This is a genomic window from Zobellia barbeyronii (assembly GCF_018603515.1).
GTDB lineage: Bacteria > Bacteroidota > Bacteroidia > Flavobacteriales > Flavobacteriaceae > Zobellia > Zobellia barbeyronii.
This window is the reverse complement of the sequence record NZ_JACATN010000001.1, coordinates 197,614-222,876: the sequence shown is the minus strand read 5'-3', so window position 1 is coordinate 222,876 and position 25,263 is coordinate 197,614. Positions and strand designations below refer to the sequence as shown.

The 25,263-nt window shown below is 38.0% G+C and carries 21 protein-coding genes; 19 read left to right on the top strand and 2 right to left on the bottom strand.

Annotated elements, in window-relative coordinates:
- Positions 1–35 precede the first annotated feature (35 nt).
- From HW347_RS00905 to HW347_RS00880, 6 genes are all read left to right on the top strand, one after another.
- Positions 36–1,193, top strand: coding sequence for a formimidoylglutamase (locus HW347_RS00905; protein WP_214610090.1), 1,158 nt, complete (start codon positions 36–38; stop codon positions 1,191–1,193).
- Positions 1,194–1,316: 123 nt separating this feature from the next.
- The gene (gene porK / locus HW347_RS00900) at positions 1,317–2,672 is read left to right on the top strand and encodes a T9SS ring complex lipoprotein PorK/GldK (RefSeq protein ID WP_214610089.1); all 1,356 of its coding nucleotides are present in this window, start codon (positions 1,317–1,319) and stop codon (positions 2,670–2,672) included.
- Between the two features lie 260 nt (positions 2,673–2,932).
- Entirely contained in the window at positions 2,933–3,589 is a 657-nt protein-coding gene (gene porL, locus HW347_RS00895; RefSeq protein WP_214610088.1) for a type IX secretion system motor protein PorL/GldL, read from the top strand.
- Between the two features lie 53 nt (positions 3,590–3,642).
- Positions 3,643–5,202, top strand: a complete 1,560-nt coding sequence (gene porM, locus HW347_RS00890; RefSeq protein WP_214610087.1) for a type IX secretion system motor protein PorM/GldM — start codon at positions 3,643–3,645, stop codon at positions 5,200–5,202.
- Positions 5,203–5,262: 60 nt separating this feature from the next.
- On the top strand, positions 5,263–6,165 hold the full coding sequence (gene porN / locus HW347_RS00885; RefSeq protein ID WP_214610086.1) for a type IX secretion system ring subunit PorN/GldN: 903 nt from the start codon (positions 5,263–5,265) through the stop codon (positions 6,163–6,165).
- A 94-nt stretch (positions 6,166–6,259) separates the two neighbouring features.
- A complete protein-coding gene (locus tag HW347_RS00880; RefSeq protein WP_214610085.1) occupies positions 6,260–7,312 on the top strand; it encodes an NAD(P)/FAD-dependent oxidoreductase in 1,053 nt (350 codons plus the stop codon).
- Here the strand turns inward: HW347_RS00880 and HW347_RS00875 are convergent.
- On the bottom strand, positions 7,290–7,706 hold the full coding sequence (locus HW347_RS00875; RefSeq protein ID WP_214610084.1) for a DUF983 domain-containing protein: 417 nt from the start codon (positions 7,704–7,706) through the stop codon (positions 7,290–7,292). The two genes, HW347_RS00880 and HW347_RS00875, sit on opposite strands and share 23 nt — an antisense overlap.
- Before the next feature lie 136 nt (positions 7,707–7,842).
- Between HW347_RS00875 and HW347_RS00870 the strand changes: the two genes are divergently transcribed.
- The 7 genes from HW347_RS00870 (at position 7,843) to HW347_RS00840 (ending at position 18,105) form a co-directional block, all read left to right on the top strand.
- The gene (locus HW347_RS00870) at positions 7,843–9,750 is read left to right on the top strand and encodes an ABC-F family ATP-binding cassette domain-containing protein (protein ID WP_214610083.1); all 1,908 of its coding nucleotides are present in this window, start codon (positions 7,843–7,845) and stop codon (positions 9,748–9,750) included.
- Positions 9,751–9,934: 184 nt separating this feature from the next.
- Positions 9,935–10,807 carry a leucine-rich repeat domain-containing protein gene (locus HW347_RS00865; RefSeq protein WP_214610082.1) on the top strand — a complete coding sequence of 291 codons (873 nt, stop codon included), beginning with the start codon at positions 9,935–9,937 and terminating at the stop codon, positions 10,805–10,807.
- A 171-nt stretch (positions 10,808–10,978) separates the two neighbouring features.
- On the top strand, positions 10,979–12,115 hold the full coding sequence (locus tag HW347_RS00860; RefSeq protein ID WP_214610081.1) for an efflux RND transporter periplasmic adaptor subunit: 1,137 nt from the start codon (positions 10,979–10,981) through the stop codon (positions 12,113–12,115).
- Entirely contained in the window at positions 12,115–15,420 is a 3,306-nt protein-coding gene (locus HW347_RS00855) for an efflux RND transporter permease subunit (RefSeq protein ID WP_214610080.1), read from the top strand. Before HW347_RS00860 ends, HW347_RS00855 begins: the two co-directional genes overlap by 1 nt.
- Before the next feature lie 2 nt (positions 15,421–15,422).
- The gene (locus HW347_RS00850) at positions 15,423–16,787 is read left to right on the top strand and encodes a TolC family protein (RefSeq protein WP_214610079.1); all 1,365 of its coding nucleotides are present in this window, start codon (positions 15,423–15,425) and stop codon (positions 16,785–16,787) included.
- 106 nt (positions 16,788–16,893) lie between these two features.
- Positions 16,894–17,913 carry a Gfo/Idh/MocA family protein gene (locus HW347_RS00845; RefSeq protein ID WP_214610078.1) on the top strand — a complete coding sequence of 340 codons (1,020 nt, stop codon included), beginning with the start codon at positions 16,894–16,896 and terminating at the stop codon, positions 17,911–17,913.
- Between the two features lie 9 nt (positions 17,914–17,922).
- Positions 17,923–18,105, top strand: coding sequence for a CPXCG motif-containing cysteine-rich protein (locus tag HW347_RS00840; RefSeq protein WP_155598117.1), 183 nt, complete (start codon positions 17,923–17,925; stop codon positions 18,103–18,105).
- Positions 18,106–18,107: 2 nt separating this feature from the next.
- On the opposite strand, the gene HW347_RS00835 is transcribed toward HW347_RS00840, so the two are convergent.
- Positions 18,108–18,788: a head GIN domain-containing protein gene (locus HW347_RS00835; RefSeq protein ID WP_214610077.1), complete on the bottom strand. Its 681-nt coding sequence runs from the start codon at positions 18,786–18,788 to the stop codon at positions 18,108–18,110.
- 216 nt (positions 18,789–19,004) lie between these two features.
- Here HW347_RS00835 and HW347_RS00830 point away from each other — a divergent pair, with 216 nt between their 5' ends.
- The 6 genes from HW347_RS00830 to HW347_RS00805 all read left to right on the top strand — a co-directional run bounded on the left by HW347_RS00830 (position 19,005) and on the right by HW347_RS00805 (position 25,256).
- Positions 19,005–20,066 carry a formylglycine-generating enzyme family protein gene (locus HW347_RS00830; protein ID WP_214610076.1) on the top strand — a complete coding sequence of 354 codons (1,062 nt, stop codon included), beginning with the start codon at positions 19,005–19,007 and terminating at the stop codon, positions 20,064–20,066.
- A 43-nt stretch (positions 20,067–20,109) separates the two neighbouring features.
- Positions 20,110–20,646, top strand: coding sequence for a YceI family protein (locus tag HW347_RS00825; protein WP_214610075.1), 537 nt, complete (start codon positions 20,110–20,112; stop codon positions 20,644–20,646).
- Positions 20,647–20,704: 58 nt separating this feature from the next.
- Positions 20,705–21,892, top strand: a complete 1,188-nt coding sequence (locus HW347_RS00820; protein ID WP_214610074.1) for a M20 metallopeptidase family protein — start codon at positions 20,705–20,707, stop codon at positions 21,890–21,892.
- Positions 21,893–21,965: 73 nt separating this feature from the next.
- Positions 21,966–22,580 carry a hypothetical protein gene (locus tag HW347_RS00815; RefSeq protein WP_214610073.1) on the top strand — a complete coding sequence of 205 codons (615 nt, stop codon included), beginning with the start codon at positions 21,966–21,968 and terminating at the stop codon, positions 22,578–22,580.
- A gap of 16 nt (positions 22,581–22,596) precedes the next feature.
- Positions 22,597–23,091, top strand: coding sequence for a (2Fe-2S)-binding protein (locus tag HW347_RS00810; protein ID WP_214610072.1), 495 nt, complete (start codon positions 22,597–22,599; stop codon positions 23,089–23,091).
- Positions 23,092–23,093: 2 nt separating this feature from the next.
- Complete coding sequence (locus tag HW347_RS00805; RefSeq protein WP_214610071.1) at positions 23,094–25,256, top strand: xanthine dehydrogenase family protein molybdopterin-binding subunit; 2,163 nt, start codon at positions 23,094–23,096, stop codon at positions 25,254–25,256.
- Positions 25,257–25,263 lie beyond the last annotated feature (7 nt).

Sequence of the window (25,263 nt, the reverse complement as noted above, 5' to 3'; positions counted from 1 at the left end):
TCTATGATTTAAACATAAATAATCTTTAAGAATAAATGGCATTTGATTTTTTAGTTCCAGTAGAAGACAAAGTAATGGCTCACTGTGAACTATTTGCCGCCCAATCTTTGGGTAAGCATACAAGAATACATAATAAAAGAGATGGTCTTCCTGATCTAGAAAATGTTTCCATTGCCCTTTTAGGGGTAAAAGAATCTAGAAACGCTTTTGAAAAGAAGACAGAAAAGCTAGATGTTTCCGCTATTCGTATTCAGCTTTATAAGCTATTGTTAGGAAACTGGAATTCAAAATTGGCCGATATGGGCGATATTGAAGAAGGTGCAACAGTAGAGGATACCTATTTTGTAGTAAAGAATACACTCACGGCACTTCTTGAAAAGAAGATAATTCCCATTATAATAGGTGCAACTCAAGATATCACATATCCTGCCTACCGTTCTTTTGACGGTATTGTAGACTTGGTAAACTTGGTTGCGGTAGATAGTAGATTTGACTTTGGCATGGATGATGAGCTTATCTCATCACATTCATACATGAGTAAGATCATTACTGATAAACCTAATAACCTGTTCAATTTTTCTAATATAGGATATCAAAGCTATTTTAATGCGCAAGAAGAAATAGACCTAATGGAGCGTCTTTTTTTTGATGCCTACCGTTTGGGAGAGCTTGGTTCAGATATTTCTTTGGCCGAACCTGTGTTGCGTAATGCACATATGATAAGTATGGATGCCCGTGCAGTTAGAGCTAGTGAAATTGGATTATCAAATGATTTTTCGCCCAATGGATTTACCGGAAGAGAGATATGTGCCATAGCCAGATATTCGGGAATTAGTGATAAAGTGAGTATTTTTGGCATCTATGAAATGGAAAATACCAATCAATCTTGTCAGCTGATGGCCCAGATAATATGGTATTTCATCGAAGGTTACAATTTTAGAAGAAACGAATCGCCTTTTGAGAGTAGTGAAAACTTTACAAAGTATATTGTACCCACAGATACCGAAGAGCTTACCTTTCACAAGAGTCACCTAACAAATAGGTGGTGGGTAGAGGTACCTTCTATACTAACGCCGCATACTAAATCAAATTCATCGGCGTTATTACCATGCACTAAAAAGGACTATTTGGAAGCGTGCGACCAAAACATTCCTGAACGGTGGTTCAAGGCCTATAAAAAAGGTTTTAATTGAGTAAAAAAAATATATAGTATAATTGCTATCGATACAATAATTTGATTAAATCACAGTTTTAGAGTGTAGAATTAAATCATAGTATTTGCAGTTTATAACCAGAATCGAAATTTAACCTAAAGTATGAAAAAGCTATTGTTATCATCTATAGCGTTTGTTTTTTTGCTCAGCAGTTGCGGATCAAAGACAAAGGGAGAGCTAGTTGGGGTCCAAGGAAAGAAGTGGTATCCTGAGAAACCTCATGGGATGGAACTCATTCCAAGAGGATCCTTTATTATGGGAAAATCCGAAGAGGACCAAGCAAAAACTCTGAACGCGCCAACAAAGACCGTAACGGTCAGATCGTTCTACATGGATGACACCGAGATTACGAATAGCGAGTATCGCCAGTTCGTAGAATGGGTACAAGATTCCATTACTAGAACAAAATTGGCCATATTGGCAGACGAATTAGGTCTAGGGCCAGAGGATGAAGGTATTGGCGAGTATGCATTTAAAGATGCGGATACGACTAAACTTTCGGCTTATGACAAGTATATGTTGGATAATTATGCCGGCATGGGCGAGACTGGTTTTGAAGGACGTGGATTGAATAAAGACCAAGATCTTGTTTGGAATATTTCAGATTATCCAGATGAGTACTATACAGAGGTTATGGATTCATTGTACATTCCTGAAGAAGAGTCTTATAACGGTCAACGTACTGTTGATGTTACAAAACTCAAGTATAAGTATAGCTGGATGGATATTGAAGCTGCTGCACGTTCTAGAACAGGAAGCAGAAAAGATTTTATCCGTCAAGAAGAATTAGAAATTTATCCTGATACAACAGTTTGGATTCGTGATTTCGAATATTCGTACAACGAACCGATGCATAATGATTATTTCTGGCATGATGCATACAGTGAATATCCAGTTGTTGGTATTTCTTGGGAGCAAGCGAAAGCATTTTGTAATTGGAGAACGAAATTCAAGAATGACGATCAAAAAAGTAAAGGAAAACAATTTGTGAATAAATTCAGATTGCCAACCGAAGCAGAATGGGAATATGCTGCAAGAGGTGGTATCGAAGGAGGAACTTACCCTTGGGGTGGTCCTTATGTAATAAGTGACACAGGTTGCTTTATGGCAAACTTTAAACCACAAAGAGGAGATTATGCAGCAGATGCAGCTTTATACACTGTAGAAGCTAAATCATATGAGCCTAACGACTTTAACCTTTACAACATGGCCGGTAACGTGTCTGAATGGACAAACTCTAGTTATGATCCATCATCTTACGAATTCGTTTCAACTATGAACCCTAACGGTGGCGATGGGGCAAATGCTAGAAAAGTTATACGAGGTGGTTCTTGGAAAGATGTTGCTTACTTCTTACAAGTAAGTACAAGAGATTACGAATATGCAGATTCTGCACGTAGCTACATTGGTTTTAGAACCGTTCAAGATTACATGGGTGAAGAAGATTCAACTCAATAGAATGTAAAAAGTAAATGCTATTAAAGGATAACATAGCTGGCTAAAAGTATTGCCTACAGTACAGGAAAACCAGTAGATAAAAATACAATATTAGTAGTATTTCAAAAATCAAGTCGGAATACTACTTTAGTAAAAGTTTTAAATACACAAATACAAATACACCATTGGATTCTTCTAGCCATAGAAGATGACGATAAACAAATCAAACAGTAAACCAAATCTTTATTATTAACATTAATTTTTAAATTAAACCTTAAATTATGGCACAGTCAAAATCAACAAAAAAATTATTTAACATGGCCTACGGCCTTGGTGCATCGGTAGTAATTATTGGAGCATTGTTTAAGATTCTTCACTGGGAGTTCGGACCTTTAACAGGTGGTCTTCTATTAGCGGTAGGTCTTATTACAGAAGCTCTTATTTTTGCAATTAGTGCATTTGAGCCAGTAGATGACGAGTACGATTGGTCTTTAGTATATCCAGAATTAGCCGGTGGTGCTTCTATGGGAGTTGCAAGAAGCAACGAAGCTCAAGAAATTAAAGAAGCAGAAGCTTCATTGTCTGGGAAATTAGACGACTTATTAAAAGAAGCCGGTGTTGACGCTAGCTTAATGGAAAGTCTTGGATCTAGTATCCGTAATTTCGAAGGTGCAGCTAAGGGTATTGCCCCAACAGTTGACGCTATGGAGTCTACAAGAAAGTACTCTGATGAAATGGTACAAGCTGCAGCTCAAATGGAGTCTTTGAACAGCTTATACAAAGTACAATTAGATAGTGCTAGCAGACAAGCTTCAGTTAATGAAGAAGTAGTACAAAATGCATCAGCTCTTAAAGATCAGATGGCATCTTTATCTACTAACCTTTCTTCTTTAAACGGAGTTTACGGTGGTATGTTAACCGCAATGACTAGAAACTAATTAGAGATTAGTTAACCCCAAATCAATTAATTAATCAAACCTAATTAGAAAACATGGCAGGAGGAAAAGCAACACCACGTCAGAAGATGATCAATCTAATGTATTTGATCTTCATCGCTATGCTGGCGTTAAACATGAGCAAAGAAGTACTTGCAGCTTTCGGTATTATGAACGAAAAGATGGAAGCTTCAAACGAAAAGACTACAGAAAGTAACCTAGCTTTCTTAGGTGGTCTAGAGACTAAAGCTGGAGAAGATTCCGAGAAATACGGAAAGCTTTATAAAGATGCTGAGAAAATCAAGCAGATGTCACAAGAGTATTATGACTATCTAGAAGGCCTTAAAGAAGGCATGACAGAAGGTTTAGAAGATGCTACTGACTATGCAAGAATGGATAATTCTGATTTCTTAGATCAAAAATTCTTTCAAGGAGATAATCTATCGGAAGGTGGAAAGGAATTCATGAGTAGAATTAGTGATTACCGTACACAAGTTGCGGCTATTGTACCAAAAGATTTGAAGGAATCTGTAAACGCTCGTTTCAAGACCGGTGATGAAAACGGTAAAGAAGAAAAGAGAGATGGTAGCAAGCAAGATTGGATCAATTACCACTATGAAGGTTATCCTTTAGTAGCATCTTTAGCTAAACTTACGGCGCTTCAAGCAGACGTAAAAGCTACAGAGGAAGACGCTCTTAAAAGAATGTTGGAAGGTGAGTTAACGAGCCAAGTATCGCTTAAGAATTTTGCAACATCATTACAGGCTAGTAAATCTGCTTTTTACTCTGGTGAAAAGTATGACGGTAAGATTATCATTAGTAAAACTGATAATTCTTCTACACCTGTAAAAGCTGAGTTAACGTTAGACGGAAGAAAACTTTCTGAAGGTTCTGACTATAAATTAGAAGCTGGTGGTGTTAAGATGTTGATTGGAGCAGGTTCTGCTGGTGATCATACTGTAGAAGGTACATTGTACTTTAAGCAGGATGGTGAAGAGATTCCAGTAGAAGTTAAAAACAGTTTTGCAACTATAAGCAAGCCTAACGCTGCTTTAATTGCTGCTGATAAGATGAACGTTGTTTATCGTGGTGTAGCTAACCCAATGTCTATATCTATACCAGGTATACCTAATAACAAAGTAAGTGCTCGTGCTCCAGGTTTAAAACCTGTAAGCGGTAGTAAGTACATTATGAATCCTGGTACGGGTAGAACGGTTACTATTACTGCTTCTGGTACATTGCCAGATGGTCAGGGTGTGTCTTCTAAGTCTGAATTTAGAATTAAGGATATTCCAAGACCTGCAGGTTCTGTAAGTAAGCAGACTGGTAGTACTAAAATGCCTAGATCTAACATGGAAATTGCTACTGTTGGTGCAATGTTAGAAGACTTTGATTTTGATTTAAACTTAAAAGTTAGTGGTTTCAAATTCAAAGTTCCTGGTCAGCCTACTGTAAGTGTTAACGGAAGTAGATTGAACGCTAATGCCAAATCAGCCCTTAAGAGAGCTAAAAGAGGTGATGCTGTTCAGATATTTGATATCCAAGCTTACATTACAAATAACAAGAGTTATAAATTGAAGAAAGTATCTCCGGTTGTAGTGGAGATTACAAACTAATAACAACTAGTAAAAACCGGGCAATCTTTTGATTGCTCGGTAATTTAAAATATTACAAAGATGAATTGGAAAAATGCTTTAGTAATTGGTGCAGTAACATTGTTGCCAGTTTCCATGATGGCTCAGGCGAACATTTTGAACGCTAAAAAGCCAGAGGAAATAGGCATTAAGACCGAAGCTCAAAAAGCTTTGGACAATGATGCTCCCCTCAAGTATGGTTATGTAGATGATCGTGACATTCTTTGGTCTAAGACCGTATGGGAAGTTATTGATCTAGATGAAAGGGTAAACTTTCCCTTATATTATCCTACTGATACTATAGATATAGGTAAAGATAGAAGGTCATTGTATGATGTTCTTTTGAAGAACATTCAGAATGGTACGCTAAAAGATGTTTATGCAGATTCTTATTTTACGGATAAGCGTAAATTTAGTGACCTTTCTAGTACGTTGCAAAAGGTAGATACTACAGATTATGGTTACGAACAGATCAACGCAGGTGAAGCACTTTCTCCTGAATATGTTATGAAGAGGGACCTTTCTGCCGCAGATATCGAAGAATACCGTATAAAAGGTATGTGGTATTTTGATAAACGCCAAGGAGAATTAAAATACCGTTTATTAGGTATTGCTCCAGTTGCACCAGACGTTAACTTTATCGATGATGAATCTATGAATCCAGGTGATGCAAATGTTGAGCTTTTTTGGGTATGGTACCCAGATGCACGGCAGATTTTGCACGAGGCTAAGGTTTTTAACCAGAGAAACTCTGCGCAACCTATCTCTTTTGATATGTTGTTAAACGCAAGAAGATTCAATGGTGTAATCTATAGAGAAGATAACGTTCATGGCGATCGTAAGGTAAATGATTATGTTACCGACAATGCCTTGTTTCAGTTGTTAGAAGCCGGTAGAATTCAAGAGGTCATAAGAGACCGTGAACAAGACATGTGGGCCTACTAGTCCCTAGAATATTCCAATTCAAATAGTATTGAACGCCCTGACAATTTTTGTCGGGGCGTTTTTTTTGATTGGCAATTTTCTACCTTTGCTATATATGATAGATTATTTAATTGTAGGGCTTGGTCTTGCAGGTATTTCGTTTTGTGAGCAATTAGAAAAGAACAACAAAACTTTTAAGGTAGTAAGCGATGCTTCTCAAACTTCTTCAATCGTCGCAGGAGGTCTATATAACCCAGTCATTCTGAAACGTTTTACATTGGCCTGGCAGGCGGAAGAACAACTTAAGCTAGCTAAGTCCTTTTATGCGGATTTAGAGCGTAAATTAGGGGTGAAACTGGATTATACCCTTCCTGTCTATCGTCGGTTTCATTCTGTGGAGGAGCAAAATCAATGGTTTGTAGCTTCTGATAAAAAAGGCTTGGACGTATTCTTAAATACCACGATTAAGCCAAATGTGAATAGCAATATAGATGCTCCGTTCGGATATGGAGAAGTTATGCATACCGGAAGGATCGATACTAAAAAACTGGTTTTGTCTTATAAAAAGTACCTTCAAGAAAAAGGCTTGCTGTCTGAGGAGACTTTTGATTTTGATGATTTACATCTTACTGAAAATGGAGTTGATTATGGTTCCTTTTCTGCTAAGCAAATTGTTTTTGCCGAAGGTTTTGGATTGAAGACCAATCCTTTTTTCAATTATTTACCAATGCAAGGCTCTAAGGGGGAGTATCTTTTTATAGAAGCTCCTGATTTAAAAGAAGAAAGAGCCATAAAATCTTCTGTGTTTATTATCCCTCAAGGAGATGATATGTATCGGGTAGGTGCCAATTATGAGCACAATGATAAAACTAATTTGCCTACAGAAAGTGCAAAAGAAGGTCTTTTGGCAAAATTAAGGACTGTGCTTAAATGTGAGTTTAAGGTTGTGGGCCAAGTAGCAGGTGTGAGGCCAACTGTGACGGACAGGAAGCCTTTGGTTGGTAGACATCCTAAATTTAAACAAATGTATGTGCTCAATGGTTTTGGCTCACGTGGGGTGTTAATAGGTCCCGCAGCATCAAAACAATTATACGCTTACGCTGAAAACAACGAAGCATTGGACCCAGAGTTGAACATAGCCAGATTTACTCAGAAATTTTTTCGCTAAGCTTTTTCTTGTATTTGGCCGGGGCGTTGGGGTCGTAATGAATAAAAAAGTTAATCCAGATGTTTCTGGAAAGACGGACAATTAGAGGCATGAAAACAATCATGGTGCCCACAATAGCAATAAATGTGTGAACCAATGTGGCGCCAATAAATAAGAAGCTAATAACAAATGCGGCCACGGCAAAAGCAATTCCCACACCATAACTAACATACATAGCACCATAAAAAAACGAGGGTTCTATTTTATATTTTGTTCCGCAGATAGAACAGCGCTCGTGCATATTGAATATTTTACCCAAATGATACGGGTTTTTGTCTTCGTACATGCTCTCTTCATGACATTTGGGACAACTTCCTGTTAAAATGCTGTATAGTTTGTTTCCTTTTTTTAACATTTGCAAAACTTTAGGTAAAAGTACAATTTTGACTTTTCTTTGGACGTAACGATCATTACAAAATATTGTTATTTTTCACAATTAGTAAACTACCTTTTAGGCATGATGCCTATTTGAATCTAGAATTTTTTAAAGTATGTTGAACATTCATAACCTTTCCGTTTCTTTTGGCGGAGAATATCTTTTTGAGGAAATATCCTTTCGTTTGAACGGTGGTGATCGCGTTGGTCTGATCGGAAAAAACGGAGCGGGTAAGTCAACGCTTTTAAAAATGCTTTCCAAAGATATGCCTATAGATTCGGGTACAATTGCAATGGAGAAAAACATTAAAATTGGATTTCTTCGTCAGGATATAGATTTTGTTCTAGGCCGTACCGTACTAGAAGAGGCTTATCAGGCTTTTGTAGAAATAAAGGCTTTAGAGCTTAGGCTAGATGATATAAACCATCAATTGGCAGAGCGAACGGATTATGAGAGTGATATTTATCATCAGCTCATGGTAGATTTGAGTGATATAACCCATCACTATGAAATACTTGGTGGTTATAACTATCAAGGAGAAACAGAAAAAATATTATTAGGTCTTGGTTTTAACCGTGAAGATTTTGATAAGAAAACGGATACGTTTTCGGGCGGTTGGAGAATGAGAATCGAATTAGCAAAACTTTTACTGCAAAGTAATGATGTGTTGCTACTGGATGAGCCTACCAACCACTTGGATATTGAATCTATTATTTGGTTAGAACAATTTTTAAAAGGGTATACAGGTGCAGTTGTGATTGTTTCTCACGATAAAATGTTTTTAGATAACGTAACCAACCGTACTATAGAAATTTCTTTAGGTCGTATCTACGATTACGGTAAGCCTTATTCAGAATTTCTTCTTCTTAGAGGAGAAATAAAAGAGCAACAAATGAATGCTCTAAAGAATCAAGAAAAGGAAATTCAGCAAGCAGAACGTTTAATAGAGAAGTTTCGCGCCAAAAGTTCCAAGGCCTCCATGGCACAATCTCTTATCAAAAAATTAGATAAGATGGATCGGATTGAGGTGGATCAAGATGATAACGCTGTAATGAATTTACGTTTTCCGGTGTCTATAACACCTGGTAAAGTAATAGCAGAAATAGACGAGCTTTCTAAAAGCTACGGAGAAAAACATGTTCTAAAAGGTGTAAATTTACTTTTAGAAAGAGACAGTAAGACGGCTTTTGTTGGGCAGAATGGGCAAGGGAAATCTACATTGGCTAAAATAATGGTAGGTGATCTTGACTATGGTGGTAAAATGAAGTTGGGGCACAACGTTCAAATTGGATATTTTGCCCAAAACCAAGCTGAGTACCTTGATGGTAGTAAAACTATCTTAGATACGATGATTGATGCTGCTAATGAGAAGAACAGGAGTAAGGTAAGAGATATTCTAGGTTCCTTTTTGTTTAAGGGAGACGAGGTAGAGAAATATGTAAAGGTACTTTCTGGTGGTGAGCGAAACCGTTTGGCACTTGCCAAAATGCTTTTGCAGCCTTTTAACGTTTTGGTGATGGATGAGCCAACTAACCACTTGGATATTCAATCTAAAAATGTATTAAAGCAGGCTTTACAGAATTTTGATGGAACGCTGGTTCTTGTTTCTCACGACAGGGATTTTCTTCAAGGGCTGACCAATAAAGTTTATGAGTTTAAAGACAAGGTAATTAAAGAATATTTAGGTGATATAGATTATTACTTGGATCAACGTAAGGTAGAAGATTTTAGGGCAATCGAAAAAAAGCAAGAACAACAAAAGAAAACCGCCGCTCCAAAATCTAGTGCAACAGATTTTAAGGAGCAGAAGAAATTAAAGTCACTAAAAAATAGACTTAGCTCTGTAGAGGCTGATATCGCTAGACTGGAAAAGGAAATTGCTGATATAGATCACAAACTCTTAATGGACTATGATAAAACTATTGAGGTTCCTAACTTTTTTGATGGTTATCAAAAGAAGAAAAAGCAGTTGGAACAAATGATGGTCAAGTGGGAAGATATCACCCTAGAACTAGAAAATTAATCGTTCTACAGCGTAAACTATAACTGCGAAATTTTGCTCACAACAGATTATTAGGTTTTCACAACAATATAGTGCAGTTAGACGATAATTTTTGTTTTTCATCTAGATTTAGGCTTATTTTTGTAGGGTAATTCCCAAGGAATTGCATAAATCCAAACTGTCAACCAAAAAAATAAGCAATTGTATGAAAAGTCTATTTAGTTTTTTAGTGCTTTTTTGCATCACGGTGCATACGGTCTTGGCCGAAGTTCCAAACAAAGAGATGGAGTCACTAGTGGCGCTTTATAATTCTACAAATGGCGACTCATGGGTAAGATCATGGGATATGACTGCTGATGTTAGTACATGGGAGGGTGTTACGATTAGAAATAATCGTGTGGTAGAAATCAATCTTTTCAATAATAACCTCCAAGGAGTTATTCCAAGTAGTATTGGTAGTCTAGAAAAGTTAGAATCTTTGAATTTAGCGTTCAATGGTATAACTGGAGAGCTACCTAAAGAAATTGCAGAACTTTCTAAACTTCGTATTCTGAAGATTGAAATGAATCGCATTAAAGGAGAGCTTCCGCAAGAACTTGGGAACATGAAAAGCTTAATGGAACTTACTGCCTTTAATAATTTTATTACAGGAAGTATTCCGGAAAGTATAGGAGATATTAAAAACCTAAAGGTTTTGAACTTATCAAGTAACAGCTTAAAAGGTAACATACCAAAATCTGTAGGTGGTCTAGCTCAGTTAGAAAGCTTAGGTCTTTTTGAAAATACATTGGAAGGAAGTATTCCTTCGGAAATAGGCGGACTAACAAAATTGAAGGAACTTGTACTTGCCAATAATCAATTGGGTGGCGAAGTTCCAGAAGAGTTTGGTCAATTGGCTAGTCTAGAGGTTTTACAGATTCAGAATAACAAATTTGATTCTTTCAAAAACCTTCATACAATGAACGAAAAGCAGTTCTTGGTTTTTGACTATGATAAAGAAGATGATAAAATAGATTTCAAAAATGTAGAATACGGCAGAACTAGAATGGCCGATACAAAATTTGAAGACGAAGAGTAGAAAATAGATTTCCATAATTTATTAGTTAATTTGGTTAAAGGGATGCAGATATGCATCCCTTTTTTTGCGATAGTTTCAAAAAAAGTAGTTTTAAGATACATTTAACTAAAGCCGCTTAAACTATTAAATAGATTTGCAGTCCAACCAACTGGCCAAATGCCCTCCTAACTTATGAATACACGTAAGATCCTCTTATCCGTTCTTGGTATTTTGTTGATTATTGCCGCGGGATTTGCTGCAATGGCAATTGTAAAAAGCAAGAAAACCTTAAGACCAAAACCAGAAAAAGTTATCAAAACTGTTTTTGTAGATACAGTTAAAAACGGAAACGTTCCTATTATCATTCCAGCAAATGGTAATTTAAGTGCTAAGCAGCGTGTAGAGCTTTATTCAGAGGTTCAGGGTGTTTTTAGAAAAGGAAATAAACTCTTTAAAGCTGGTCAGGCATATAAGTCAGGCGAAACAATTATTCGTATAGATGCGTCGGAATATGCGGCCAGTGTTCAATCCGCTAAAAGTAACCTCTACAATTTAATTACTTCCATAATGCCTGATTTAAGGCTAGATTATCCTGAGATATATCCAAAGTGGCAAAAATATCTTAGTGACTTTGATATGGAGAAAAGTACTCCGGCATTGCCTGAAATGACTAATGAAAAAGAAAAGTATTTTATTTCCGGTCGTGGTATACTATCCAACTATTATGATGTAAAGAATCTGGAACAACGGTTATCAAAATATCGAATTTCAGCTCCGTTCAGTGGTATTCTCACAGAGGCTTTGGTTACTGAGGGTACACTAGTAAGATCAGGTCAAAAGCTTGGTGAGTTTATTAATACAGATGTTTACGAAATGGAAGTGGCCATTGGTAAAGCATATAGTGACCTGTTAAAAGTTGGTGAAAACGTAGAGTTAATCAATCTAAACGGTACCAAAACTTATACAGGAAAAGTGGCGCGTATAAACGGGAGTGTTGATTTGGCTTCCCAGACAATCAGGGCCTATATAGATGTGTCAGACGAAAACCTTAGGGAAGGGATGTATTTGGAGGCTAATTTAGATGCTAAGCAAGAAGAAGATGCTATTGAAATAGACAGAGGTCTTTTACTTGAGGACAATAAAATTTTTGTTGTACGCGACACCATTTTGGATATCATAGACGTAAAACCGGTTTATTTTTCTGATAGAAAGGTGGTACTGAAAAATGTGCCAGATGGAATTACTATTGTTTCCAAACCAGTAGTAGGTGCCTATGCCGGAATGCTGGTCAAGGTTTTTGATGAGAGTAACATAAAAACCGACGAATAATGAGGAACATCATCTCTTATTTTATAAAGTATCATGTAGCCGTAGACGTCTTTGTTTTCGCTTTCATGGTTTTCGGTATATTTGGAGCACTTTCATTGAAATCCAGCTATTTTCCACTTACGGACTCTAAGAATATAACAATTGCTATTACTTACCCAGGCGCTTCCCCGCAAGAGGTAGAAGAGGGTATTGTGCTTCAGATTGAAGATAATCTAAAAGGTCTTGAAGGAGTTGACAGGGTTACGTCTACTGCGAGGGAAAATAGTGGTGTTATCAATGTTGAAATTGAAAAAGGGCGTGATATCGACTTTATGCTTTTGGAAGTCAAGAATGCGGTAGATAGAGTGCCTACATTTCCAACGGGAATGGAACCGTTGATTGTTTCGAAATTAGAAGTTGTCCGAGAAACTATAACTTTTGCTGTAAGTGGAGAGAATATACCCCTTGCTACTTTAAAACAAATAGGCAGGCAAGTAGAAAACGAGCTTCGTGCAATAGAAGGTATTTCACAAATAGAAATGAGTGGTTACCCCTTGGAAGAAATAGAGATAGCTGTTAATGAAAATAATTTACTGGCATACGATATATCTTTCAGCGAAGTTTCTCAGGCGGTAGCCAATGCTAATATATTGGTTACAGGTGGTAATATTAAGACCGATGCCGAAGAGTATTTGATACGTGCTAACAATAGGTCTTATTATGGCGATGAGTTATCTAATATGGTTATTAGGGCTGATCCTTCCGGTAGTACTATACGATTAAAAGATGTAGCGGTCATACGCGACCGTTTTGAAGAATCACCCAATGCTTCTTATTATGATGGTAACCTTTCAGTAAGCGCTTCCATTACAAGTACAAATACCGAAGATCTTCTTGGTTCCGCAGAAAAAGTAAAGGAATATATTGAAGATTTTAATCATAGGCATAATAATATACAGCTGCATGTGGTAAGTGATCGTAGTATCACACTTAACCAACGTACACAATTGCTTACCGAAAATGCCATTGTAGGTATGATTTTGGTACTTATATTCTTATCACTGTTTTTGAATACACGTCTTGCCTTTTGGGTAGCCTTTGGTCTGCCTATTTCCTTTTTGGGGATGTTTATTTTTGCAGGATTTTTTGATGTGACCATTAATGTATTATCGCTTTTTGGTATGATAATCGTTATTGGTATTCTGGTGGATGATGGTATTGTAATTGCAGAGAATATTTATCAGCATTACGAAAAAGGAAAAACACCTATACAGGCTGCTATTGACGGTACTATGGAGGTGATACCTCCCATTGTTTCGGCAATTATTACCACGCTGTTGGCATTTTCGATTTTCCTCTTTTTAGATGGAAGGATAGGTGATATTTTTAGTGAGGTATCTGTTATCGTAATTCTCACATTAGTGGTGTCATTGGTAGAAGCACTAATTATTTTACCAGCGCATTTGGCACATTCAAAAGCCCTGAAGACTATAGATAAGAAACCTAAAACAGCTATTGGTAAAGCTTTTGCTAAGTTAAGGGTCATAAATGAAATGGGAGACCGTTTTATGGTTTGGATGCGAGACAAAGCGTACAGTCCTGCATTACGTTTTGGACTACGATATAAAGTGCTGATGTTCGCTTTTTTTGTAGTTGCATTTTTTCTTACTTTAGGCTCAATTGGTGGAGGGATTATTCGGACTTCGTTTTTTCCGCGGGTGGCCAGTGATCGAGTTTCTGTTGATTTGTTAATGCCTAATGGAACTAATGAAAAGGTAACAGATTCTATAATCTCATTAATTGAAGAGAAATCTATCATAGTAAACCAAGAGCTTACTGATAAGTACTTGAAAGGTACTGGCAAAAAGCTGTTTGAAAATACCATCAAAAGAATTGGTCCGGGTAGTGCAGCGGCTTCGTTAGACATAAATCTTTTACCGGGTGAAGAGCGGCCTGATATTATCAGTTCTGATATGGTAACCAATAGACTTCAAGAATTGATGGGGCCAGTGATTGGTGTAGAAAGCCTTATTTACGGTACTGGAGGAAATTTTGGAGGCAGTCCGGTATCAGTTTCTCTTTTAGGAAATAATATTACAGAACTTAAAGCTGCAAAAAAGGAGCTTAAGGGAATATTAGAGAATAATGCGCTACTTAAAGATGTAGCGGATAATGATCCAGCAGGTATTAAAGAGATAAGACTTGAACTTAAAGAAAATGCCTATTTATTAGGGCTAGACCTTCGTACGGTAATGAACCAAGTAAGAGCAGGATTTTTTGGTTCTCAAGCGCAACGTTTTCAGAGAGGTCAGGATGAAATTAAAGTATGGGTAAGATATGATAGAGAAAACCGTTCGTCCATTACCGATTTGGATGAAATGCGTATTGTAACCCCAGACGGAAACAAAGTTCCTTTTAAGGAGATAGCGAGTTATATAATCGAAAGAGGAGATGTTGCTATAAACCACCTGGAAGGGCAACGTGAAATTCAAGTTTCGTCTGATATTAAAGATGAGAAAACTACAAGTGCCACAGATATCATGAGTGAAATTCGCACAGTGATAATGCCTGAAATTCAATCTAAATATCCTACGGTTACCGCGTCATATGAGGGTCAAAACAGAGAGGCCGCTAAAATGAGTAGTTCTATAAAGGTGGTTGGATTAACCGTGTTATTGTTGATTTACATTACCATCGCGTTTACATTCCGAAGTTTCAGTCAGCCATTGTTACTTATTTTGTTGGTGCCGTTTAGTTTAACGGCGGTAGCTTGGGGTCACTGGATTCATGGTTTCCCGGTTAATATTCTATCTATGTTGGGTATCATTGCCCTAATAGGTATTATGGTGAATGATGGTCTAGTTCTCATTAGTAAGTTTAATGGAAACCTACGTGACGGAATGAAATTTGATGATGCTATTTTTGAGGCAGGTCGTTCTCGTTTTAGAGCTATATTTTTGACCTCTATAACCACTATTGCAGGTTTAGCTCCGCTATTATTAGAAAGAAGTAGACAAGCACAGTTTTTAAAACCAATGGCAATTTCCATTGCGTATGGAATTGCCTTTGCAACAATTTTAACCTTGTTGTTGTTGCCTATATTCTTGGCATTTAGTAATAGGATAAAAGTGACTACTAAATGGTTAAAAACAGGTGATAATATTACCAAGGAAGAAGTAGAACGTGCCATAAAGGAACAAAAGGAAGAGGAAGAAATGATAGAGCAACCTAAGCCGTTGTTAAATGGTGCTTCCCAAGATGTAGTAAGAGGTTCAGAAATAGCGGGTAATACATCATCCCACACCAATCTTAAGAAACCAGAATAGGAATGATTAAACAATTTATAGCCGCCTTTATTTTTCTTTTTCTTACTGTAGGGATTTCGGCGCAAGAAAAACGTCTTTCAAAAGAGGAAGCAGTTCGTTTGACTTTAGAAAATAACTTTGGGATAAAAGTAGCAGGCAATCAAGTGAAAATTGCCGATAATAACCAAGGGGTGCTCAATTCAGGTTATTTACCTAGCCTAACAGGAACGGCCGGCGCCAATTATAGCGAGTTGAACAGTACTACTGCTTACCCAGATCAGTTTAATACGGATGGTTCGCCTAGGCAAGATTTAGAAATTAATCATGCAGAATCACAATCGTTCAATGGAGGGTTAAATCTTAACTATACTTTGTTTGATGGTTTAGGTAGATTGTACAACTACAAAAGACTAAAAGAGCAGTATCAACTTACAGAACTTCAGGCCAGAGAAACCATAGAAAATACCTTGTTGCAATTGTTCAGTATATACTTTGAAGTAGCTAGACTTACGGAGAATGAAAATGTATTTAAAGAGGCACTTGCAATTTCTACGGACCGTATTACTAGAGCTGAATATTCTTTTGAATATGGTCAGAATACCAAGTTAGATATTTTAAATGCACAGGTAGACGTTACTAATGACAGCATTAACTTATTGAATACAAAACAACAACTAGCAAATACCAAACGAGATTTAAATGTGGTAGTAAACCAAAGTCTTAGTGAGAAGTTTCAGGTAGATACCATTGTTCGTTTCGTGCCTAGGTTGCAATTAGATGAACTTATAGGTCAGGCTAAAGAAAATAACGTAACCATACTTCAGACAGAGCGTAATTTGGCTATTAATGAATACGATATTAAGGTAAATAGTTCTGGTTATCTGCCAACAATTGGTCTTACGGGGTCTTACGGTTGGAATTTGAATCAAAGTGCACCTAATTCATTCTTGCCAGGGCAGGTTATTCCAGGTAGTAATAGATCTAGTCTAACTTTAGGTTTGGGAGCCAGTCTTACGTGGAATCTTTTTGACGGTGGAAGAACAACCACTCTGGTACGTAATTCTAAAATTGCTTACGAGAATCAAGAACTGGTGCAAGAGCAAGTAGCTATAGAGGTGGATAGGGATATTCTTAATGCTTTGGCGAGCTATGAAAACCTATTGACTATTTACCAGATTCAAGAACAGAACGTACTTACCAATGAGAACAATTTTGAAAGATCAAAAGAGCAGTTTCAGTTGGGGAGAATTACATCCATTGAATTCCGTCAGGCGCAAATAAATCTTTTAAACGCTCAGACCAACAAGAATTTGGCCAAGTACGATGCTAAGCTAGCAGAACTTCAATTATTGCAGCTTACGGGGCAACTTCTGAATGTAGAGTTCTAAGAAAATCAATTTAAAAATTGAATTGAAAGATTATTCTAAATGGAGGATTCTTTGTCTTTTATATAATTTCTTCGTAGTATAGTTTCTGTAAAAATAGAACTATCATATGTCTTATATTGGCGTTGGAATCATCGGAACGGGTTCAATAGTACACACCTATGTAAAAAGTCTTTCTGAGATGGATGGAGTCCGGATTGTTGGGCTCTGTACAAAATCTGCAGATAGGGTAGAGCAGGTTAAAGCGGAATTTGGTTTACCTGTATACAGTTCTTACAATTCCTTTTTATCACTTCCGGAAATAGATTTAGTTTGTGTCTGTAATGAAAGCGGAAAGCATAGTGAAGCCATAAAGGCTGTTGCCATGGCTCACAAGCATGTTTTAAGTGAGAAACCTCTAGAAGTAACTACAGAGAAAATAGATGGCTTAATAGCCTTATGTGATAAACAAAAAGTGCTTTTAGGATGCGTGCTTCAGAATAGGTGTAGTACAGATTATAGAAAGGTAGAAAAAGCTGTGAAATCTGGAAAGCTAGGTAAGTTACTTATGGGTAACGCTAGCATCAATTGGTATAGGTCTGAAGCATATTATGCAAATAGTAATTGGCGGGGTACGATAAAATTAGATGGTGGTGCGGCTTTTATAAATCAAGGTATTCATACTGTAGACCTGTTAATGAATCTTATTGGCCCAGCAGTATCGGTCTTTGCCAATGTGCAAACTAGGGTGCATAAAATAGAAGGGGAGGATGTTGGTGCAGCGTTGGTAAATTATAAAAATGGGGCAATCGGTACGATTACCGCTGGCACAGCATTGTTTCCTGGATATCCAGAACGCGTTGAGGTGTATGGAGAAAAAGGAAGCATCATTATGGAAGGGGGTAAAATTACCTCATGGAACATTAAAGGAGATAAGGCCCCTAAGTTAAACACTGAATCTATAGGAAGCGGAGCAGCCGACCCGACTGCAATAGGGCATCAAAACCATAAAATTGTACTTCAGGATATGGTGGATGCAATTAGAGAAAATAGAAAACCAATGGTAAGTGGGGCAGAAGCAAGGAAGTCCGTTGCCCTAATAAATGCTATTTATAAGTCCTCTAGAAACAAAAAACAGGTTCAGCTTTAAGATGTAATTATGTACGAACATTTTTTTCAATGCCCATATTGCTGGGAAGAAATATCTATGCTAATGGATCCTTCAATCTCAAGTCAAACCTATGTAGAAGATTGCGAGGTATGTTGCAACCCTATTGAGGTAACCCCGCAATTTCAAGATAACGAACTGATAGCTTTTGAAGCTCATGATATAGAGCAGTAAGCTTAATCCATTTCTTTAATTTTTCCTCCAAAGACTTTATCTTTTTCAATACTTCTAGGCTTTCCGTAAATGTAGATGGATCCACCGGCACGTACTTTGGCTACTACTTTGTCTGAGGCGTTCACATCTGCTCTTCCTCCAGCGTTAACCACCACTGTAGTTTCTTTGGTGTCTAGTTGTTTGTTATAAGTTTTACCTCCGGTATTCACCATCACTTCTTGCTGAGTGGCAGAACCGGTAAGGGTCACTTCACCACCGGAAACAGATTTAGTGTAAAGGTCTTTAATGTCTATTTTTAAGTCGATTTTCCCGCCCTCTTGGGTTTTGATTTCTACACGATCACCTTTAACGGTTTCGTTAGATTTTATTTTTGCATTCTCGTTCGAATCAATTAGGGTAAGGTCCTCCGTGTAGTATAAAGTAGCTTTAGCCTCATCTCCGTCTAAGAAATTACCGAATTCCATTTTTATTTTTAAGAGACCATCTTTGTTAGAGATGCTTATTTCATCCTTGTCATCACCAGTAACAACAATTTTGTTTTCATTGCTTTTAACAAGGCTAACAACTATGCGGTCATATACTTTAAGCTCAGTAAATTTATCTAGGTCTTTTGTGTTTTCTTTCTGTGCTAAAACGCTTGCAGAAACGAACAAGGCAAGGGCTATAAATTTAAATTTTTTCATCTTTCAATTTTTGTAGTGTTCATTCAAATATACGCTATTTTAGATGGTTCCACCCAGAGTGTGAATATCTGTGAAGCAATGCTGCTGTTGCTATTGTGGCTTTTTTAAACAAAATATGTAAGTGTTGTTGTGGGGTTGAAAATATGATAGTTTTAAGAAGGTTGAGTCTGCTTATTGTGAATAAAAAAAACTATTTTTAGCAAAAGCATTCTTTAAATGAAAACCCAGTTAACCAAAATCACCTTAGTAGCCTGTATCATTGGTGTAGTATTCCAATCTTGTAAATCTTCGCAATCAGTTACCACTGTAGACAAAACCGTTGTTGAAACAACCGAGGAAAAAGTAACCGACCAAATACCTTTGGAAGCATCTACTGACGCTTCTAACGGCTACACGGAAACTGTTCCTGAAACCGACAATAGTTTTGATATGGTTTTAATACCAGAAGGAACCTTTAAAATGGGGAGCCCTGAAACGGAAGCGAATAGAAAAGCCGATGAAGGTCCGCAGAAAGATGTGGAGTTAGATGCCTTTTATATGGCTAAACACGAATTAACGTGGGACTTGTTTGAGCTTTTCTTTAAACAAAACAAAGAGCTTTTCGTAAAGCTAGATAACGACCGAGTTATAAAAATAGACGCCATTACACGTCCTAGTCCACCGTATGAAGATCCTTCTTATGGAATGGGAAAAGATGGTTTTCCTGCGGTTAGCATGTCTGCATATTCCGCTTTGGTCTATTGTAAATGGTTGAGTACGGTAACAGGAAAGTTTTACCGATTACCTACAGAAGCTGAGTGGGAGTATGCTGCAAAGGCTGGTACGGAGAGTGCTTATAGTTTTGGAGATGATGTTTTCGAAATTGATGAATATGCGGTGTATTATAAAAATTCAGAAAATAAATATGCAAAAGTAGGCTCTAAGAAACCAAACCCTTGGGGATTATATGATATGCACGGTAATGCTGCGGAGTGGACGTTAGACGAGTATAAGGAAGATGCATATGCTACAACGGAAAGCAAAAATCCTTGGGTAACCCCAGCGGTAATTCATCCAAGGTCTTTTAGAGGTGGTTCATGGGATGATGATGCAGATAAATTGCGTTCATCGGCTAGAACGGGATCAAGTTTAAAGCAACAGAAACGTGATCCACAGATTCCAAAGAGCTTTTGGTGGTTTACAGATTCTAATTATGTGGGTTTTAGATTAGTGAGCCCTAAAATTCAGCCTAGTGCAGAAGATCAGAAAAAGTTTTGGCAGAACGTTTTAGATGAGTAGTAAATTGATTTAGTAACGCCAACAGTAGTTGGTCTATTTAGATATGATGAAAAAAATAGTTCTATTAGTACTTTTTGTAGCTGGTTCCATTGTTGGGCATGCCCAAGATGAATATACTCTTTCGGATTCCAGTAAGTTGACCATCAGTGGTACTTCTACTGTTAGTGATTGGGATGTGGTGGCTAATTCGGTATCAGCAACTCTTAAGTATGATGGTGTGGCGCCAAAGCAAATTAATTTGGAAGTAGAAGTCGCAGATATTATGAGTGAAAGAGGAGCTTCGATGGATAAAAAAATGCATGATGCCCTTAAAAAAGAACAGCACCCGAAAGTTACTTTTAAATTAACGGAAGTGAAGAACAAGTCAACTTTGGTTGGTTCGTTAGCTATTGCGGGAGTTGAGAAAATTGTAGAAATTCCTGTAAAAATGGAAGCAAACTCTGAAGGATTAAAAATCTCTGGCAAGAAAAAGATAGTATTAAAGAATTATAACATAGAACCCCCAAGTGCAATGTTCGGTCAGATTATTGTTGGTGATGATGTTACCGTTAATTTTGATTTGGTCTTTTCAAAGAATTAGAATACTCAATTTTTTAAATTATAGTTTCGGTAGGTAGTTGACTTTAACCCCTTTTCTTATGGATGATTACCAAAAAATTAAAAGTCTTGCCGCACAATATGCTACTGAATTTGTAGCCGTTCGTAGATATCTGCATGAAAATCCAGAACTTTCTTTTCAAGAGCATAACACTTGTGCCTACCTCAAGGAACAACTGCTGGCACTTGGAATAACGGATATAGAATCTGTTGCTGAAACCGGACTTTTGGCTACTATTAATGGCAGCCAAAAAGGAAAAACGATTCTTCTTCGCGCAGATATTGATGCGTTACCAATACACGAGCAAAATAACATAGCATACGCTTCCAAAACGGCAGGAGTGATGCATGCCTGTGGGCATGATGCTCACAGTGCTTCTCTATTGCTCTGTGCTAAGATTTTAATAGAATTAAAAGGTGATTTTGCTGGGAGTGTAAAATTGCTGTTTCAACCTGCGGAAGAACTTAGTCCGGGTGGAGCTATTAGCGTCATAAAAGAAAAGCCGTATATCGCTTTAGGAACCATTCCTCATATAGGGCAACATGTGCGTCCAGATATTCCTGTGGGTAAGGTCGGTTTTCGTTCAGGGAAGTTTATGGCCAGTATGGATGAGCTTTTCTTGACCGTAAAAGGGAAAGGTGGTCATGCCGCTATGCCCGAAAAAATTATTGATCCTGTTTTGATTGCTTCCCATATTATTGTTGCCGCTCAGCAATTGGTCAGTCGTATGGCAGATCCAAAAACGCCTTCCGTACTTTCTTTTGGAAAGGTAATCGCCAATGGCGCCATCAATGTTATTCCTGATGAGGTGTCTATTGAAGGAACATTCAGAACTCTGGATGAAGACTGGCGGAAAATTGCTTTAGAAAAACTCAAAAAACTGGTGACTACAATGGCCGAAGCCATGGGAGGCAGTTGTGAACTGAAAATCAATCATGGCTATCCACATTTAAAAAACGACTCGACCTTAACGGAGGATTTAAGAATTCATGCAAAAGATTATTTAGGTGAAGAAAATGTAGAAGAATTGGATCAGTGGATGGCGGCAGAGGATTTTGCTTACTATACACAAAACAATCCGGCTTGTTTTTATATGTTGGGTGTTGGCAATGTGGAAAAAAACATTGCATCTGGTTTACATACACCTACATTCAATATAGATGAATCTGCTCTGGAAATAGGAGGCGGACTAATGGCATGGTTGGCTATTAAGACGCTTTTAGCCTAACTCTGCTCGGTAATTTAGACTTCTTTAATTAATCAGTAACTTTATAGCTATAGGCAAAATGCTTACTCTAGCTATGAAAATAAAAAACTACCTTCTAATTTCCTTTCTTTTGATGGCAGGGTTTGTATTGGCATCAATCTATAAACCTATAGAAACAGCGTATACTTCCACACCTGTCAATGAGCAAGAAAACAGACAAAATACAGATGTTGCATTCCATAAAATGATGGACGTGCTTACGCATCCACGTTGTTTAAACTGCCACCCCAGTGATAATGTGCCCAAGCAGGGAGAAGACAGTCATCCCCATCACTTTGATATTGCAAGGGGGGAAAGTCATAAAGGTTTTGAAGCTACCAAATGTGCTACCTGTCATCAATCTGAAAACAATCCGTATTCCAGTGCTCCGGGATCTCCACATTGGTCTTTAGCACCGCATTCTATGCGATGGCAAGGTTTAGATAGGTTTGAAATCGCAAAATCCATGATGGACACAGAGCGCAACGGTGGCCGTTCCCCAGAGGAAATCAAAAAACACCTAACGGAAGATGATTTAGTGCTTTGGGCTTGGGAGCCGGGCACGAACATAAAAGGAGAGCCGCGTGAACTTCCACCGGTATCCAAAAAAGAATTTATTAGTGCGGTAGAAGCTTGGTTTGAAAGTGGTCATACTATACCATCTAAATAATAGAAAAAATTCAGCTATGAAAATTTCAATGATAGTCAATGGCCAATCGCATGCTATTGAACTTACTGACGAATACACTCCTTTACTTTGGGTTATTCGTGATATACTCGGACTTAAAGGAACTAAGTTTGGTTGTGGCAAAGCAGCTTGTGGGGCTTGTACGCTTCATGTAGACGGAGAAGCAGTCCGTTCGTGTTCCTATCCGGTAAAATTTGCAGAAGGAAAACAAATCACAACTATTGAAGGTTTAGGAAATGCAGAGAATCCGCATCCTGTTCAGCAAGCCTGGATAGAAGAAATAGTGCCTCAATGTGGGTATTGTCAGCCTGGGTTTATGATGGCTACTGCAGCGTTATTAAATAAAATTCCGAACCCAACGGATGAGGACATCGATAATAATATTATAAATGTTTGTAGATGTGGCACATATTATAGAATGCGGAAAGCCATTCATAAGGCTGCGGATAAGCAGAATGCTATTAATGAAATTAACGAACCAACAAAAGCTTAGTAATGGCAGATAATCAATCCTCAGAAAAGAAATTGTCAAGGCGAAAGTTTTTGGTACGTGGTGGTTTGGGAACCATAGGAGTACTTGCTGTTGGTACGTATGTATTGAGAAACCCTATAAGAAGGGCCATTTTGGAAAAAGCCAATGAAATGGATTTGGCATACATGGGAAGCACGGATAATCCTATGTTGTGGTTTGAACTTGGCAAGGATAACGTGGTTATCTTGCATTCACCCAAGATAGAAATGGGGCAGGGCACCTTTACAGGCTTGGCACAAATGGCGGCAGATGAATTGGAGATTTCCATGTCAAATATCAAGGTGGTTCATGCAACAACGGCTACCGGTAATATTGACGGTATGAGTACAGGAGGGAGTACTTCTATTTCTGGCTTGTGGCAACCGCTGCGTGAATTGGCAGCTATTTTTCGTGAAATGATGAAGATAGAAGCTGCGAAAAAATTAGGAGTTTCCGTTGATGACCTTTCTGTAAAGGATGGTGTAGTTTCTGCAAATAGCAAAAGCCTTACCTACGCGGAAATTTCAGAAGGAGTAACGAACTGGACAATTCCAGAAAAGCCCATTTTAAAGGATATTAGTAGTTATAAGTATGTAGGAAAGCCAGTGCCTAGGGTAGATTTAGATGATAAGGTTTACGGCGCTCCCATGTTTGGTTTAGATGCCGAAATGCCTAATATGCTATATGGGGCAGTAGTAAGACCTTCAAAAATAGGAGCCAAGTTTATAAGTGCTACAACGGATAAAGCTGAAAAAATGCCAGGCGTGATCAAAATTGTAAGTGAAGATGATTTTGTTGGGGTTGTGGCGGAGTCGTACATAGAGGCGGAAAATGCCAAACAAGCTATTGAGGTTATTTGGGAAACTCCAGATAATTTACAACAAGATGCCATAGTGTCTATGATGACCGTGGGTAATGGTAAATCTACTATCATTCAAAAAGAAGGAGATGCGCTTGAGGGAGACGATATTGTTCAAATGGAATTTAGAAGTCCTATTGGAGCACATGCACAGATAGAGCCTAATGGCGTTGTGGCTTTCGTAGAGGAATCCAAAGCCACTATTATGATATCTACCCAGGTAATTGGTATAACCCGAAAGGAGGTGTCTTCTAGATTAGGATGGGATGCAGAACAGGTGAATGTAATTCCAACATATTTAGGCGGCGGTTTTGGAAGACGATTGCATACCCCACATGCGGTGCAAGCGGCAGTAATGTCTCAGGCAGTTGGGAAGCCAGTAAAATATATTTTTAGTCGGGAAGAGGAATTTCAACATGATATGTTTCGTCCGCCAACCCATCATATACTTAAAGGCCGTTTAAATGAGCAGGGACTTCTTGATGGTCTTGAACATCATTTTGTTAGTGGCGATGTTGGTAATAACTCCGCATTAGTTCCAAACATAGTGCCGCCCATTGTTGGAGCGGATATTGGCGCCATTAGAGGTGGATTTCTTCAGTATTCTGCTGTGCCTAATCATCGGTCAGTATACTGGCATGTAACATTGCCTTTTGCAACGAGCTGGTGGCGTAGTTTAGGTTTGTTGGCCAATACCTTTGCAATTGAAAGCTTTGTTGATGAGATGGCTTTAAAAGCCGGTAAGGATGCTATTGAATTTCGTTTGGCGCAGGTTAATGATGATGAAGCTGGGAAACGGTTAAAGGAGGTTATGCGTACTGCAGGAGAGAGAGCTGGGTATTCGGAAGAAATTAAAGATGGTAAGGCCATGGGTTTTGCTGCTTCGGTAGATGCGGGAACACCATGTGCACATGTAGTTGAGGTTTCTGTGGAGGATAATAAGATACGAGTGCATAAAGTAACTGTGGTATTAGATCCTGGTTTGGCGGTAAATCCAGACCAAATAAGAGCGCAATGTGAAGGTTGTGTGATTATGGGAATGAGCGCGGTTCTGTTTGAACAAATGAAAGTAGTAGATGGTTCGTTAACACCAACTATTTATGGTCCATATGAAATGGCTTTGATGAAACACGCTCCACGAGAAATTGATGTGGTTTTGTTGCAAGGTAAAGATACACCCGGTGCAGTTGGTGAACCTCCATTAGGGCCAATAGGAGCTGCGATAGCCAACGCCATAAGAAGGTTGACCGGTAAACGCTTACAATCTATGCCGTTAAAATTGACCTGATTTAAAG

Coding starts and splice junctions, on each gene's coding strand:
- HW347_RS00905 (WP_214610090.1), top strand. CDS start 36: ATGGCATTTGATTTTTTAGTTCCAGTAGAAGACAAAGTAATGGCTCAC.
- porK (WP_214610089.1), top strand. CDS start 1,317: ATGAAAAAGCTATTGTTATCATCTATAGCGTTTGTTTTTTTGCTCAGC.
- porL (WP_214610088.1), top strand. CDS start 2,933: ATGGCACAGTCAAAATCAACAAAAAAATTATTTAACATGGCCTACGGC.
- porM (WP_214610087.1), top strand. CDS start 3,643: ATGGCAGGAGGAAAAGCAACACCACGTCAGAAGATGATCAATCTAATG.
- porN (WP_214610086.1), top strand. CDS start 5,263: ATGAATTGGAAAAATGCTTTAGTAATTGGTGCAGTAACATTGTTGCCA.
- HW347_RS00880 (WP_214610085.1), top strand. CDS start 6,260: ATGATAGATTATTTAATTGTAGGGCTTGGTCTTGCAGGTATTTCGTTT.
- HW347_RS00875 (WP_214610084.1), bottom strand. CDS start 7,706: ATGTTAAAAAAAGGAAACAAACTATACAGCATTTTAACAGGAAGTTGT.
- HW347_RS00870 (WP_214610083.1), top strand. CDS start 7,843: ATGTTGAACATTCATAACCTTTCCGTTTCTTTTGGCGGAGAATATCTT.
- HW347_RS00865 (WP_214610082.1), top strand. CDS start 9,935: ATGAAAAGTCTATTTAGTTTTTTAGTGCTTTTTTGCATCACGGTGCAT.
- HW347_RS00860 (WP_214610081.1), top strand. CDS start 10,979: ATGAATACACGTAAGATCCTCTTATCCGTTCTTGGTATTTTGTTGATT.
- HW347_RS00855 (WP_214610080.1), top strand. CDS start 12,115: ATGAGGAACATCATCTCTTATTTTATAAAGTATCATGTAGCCGTAGAC.
- HW347_RS00850 (WP_214610079.1), top strand. CDS start 15,423: ATGATTAAACAATTTATAGCCGCCTTTATTTTTCTTTTTCTTACTGTA.
- HW347_RS00845 (WP_214610078.1), top strand. CDS start 16,894: ATGTCTTATATTGGCGTTGGAATCATCGGAACGGGTTCAATAGTACAC.
- HW347_RS00840 (WP_155598117.1), top strand. CDS start 17,923: ATGTACGAACATTTTTTTCAATGCCCATATTGCTGGGAAGAAATATCT.
- HW347_RS00835 (WP_214610077.1), bottom strand. CDS start 18,788: ATGAAAAAATTTAAATTTATAGCCCTTGCCTTGTTCGTTTCTGCAAGC.
- HW347_RS00830 (WP_214610076.1), top strand. CDS start 19,005: ATGAAAACCCAGTTAACCAAAATCACCTTAGTAGCCTGTATCATTGGT.
- HW347_RS00825 (WP_214610075.1), top strand. CDS start 20,110: ATGATGAAAAAAATAGTTCTATTAGTACTTTTTGTAGCTGGTTCCATT.
- HW347_RS00820 (WP_214610074.1), top strand. CDS start 20,705: ATGGATGATTACCAAAAAATTAAAAGTCTTGCCGCACAATATGCTACT.
- HW347_RS00815 (WP_214610073.1), top strand. CDS start 21,966: ATGAAAATAAAAAACTACCTTCTAATTTCCTTTCTTTTGATGGCAGGG.
- HW347_RS00810 (WP_214610072.1), top strand. CDS start 22,597: ATGAAAATTTCAATGATAGTCAATGGCCAATCGCATGCTATTGAACTT.
- HW347_RS00805 (WP_214610071.1), top strand. CDS start 23,094: ATGGCAGATAATCAATCCTCAGAAAAGAAATTGTCAAGGCGAAAGTTT.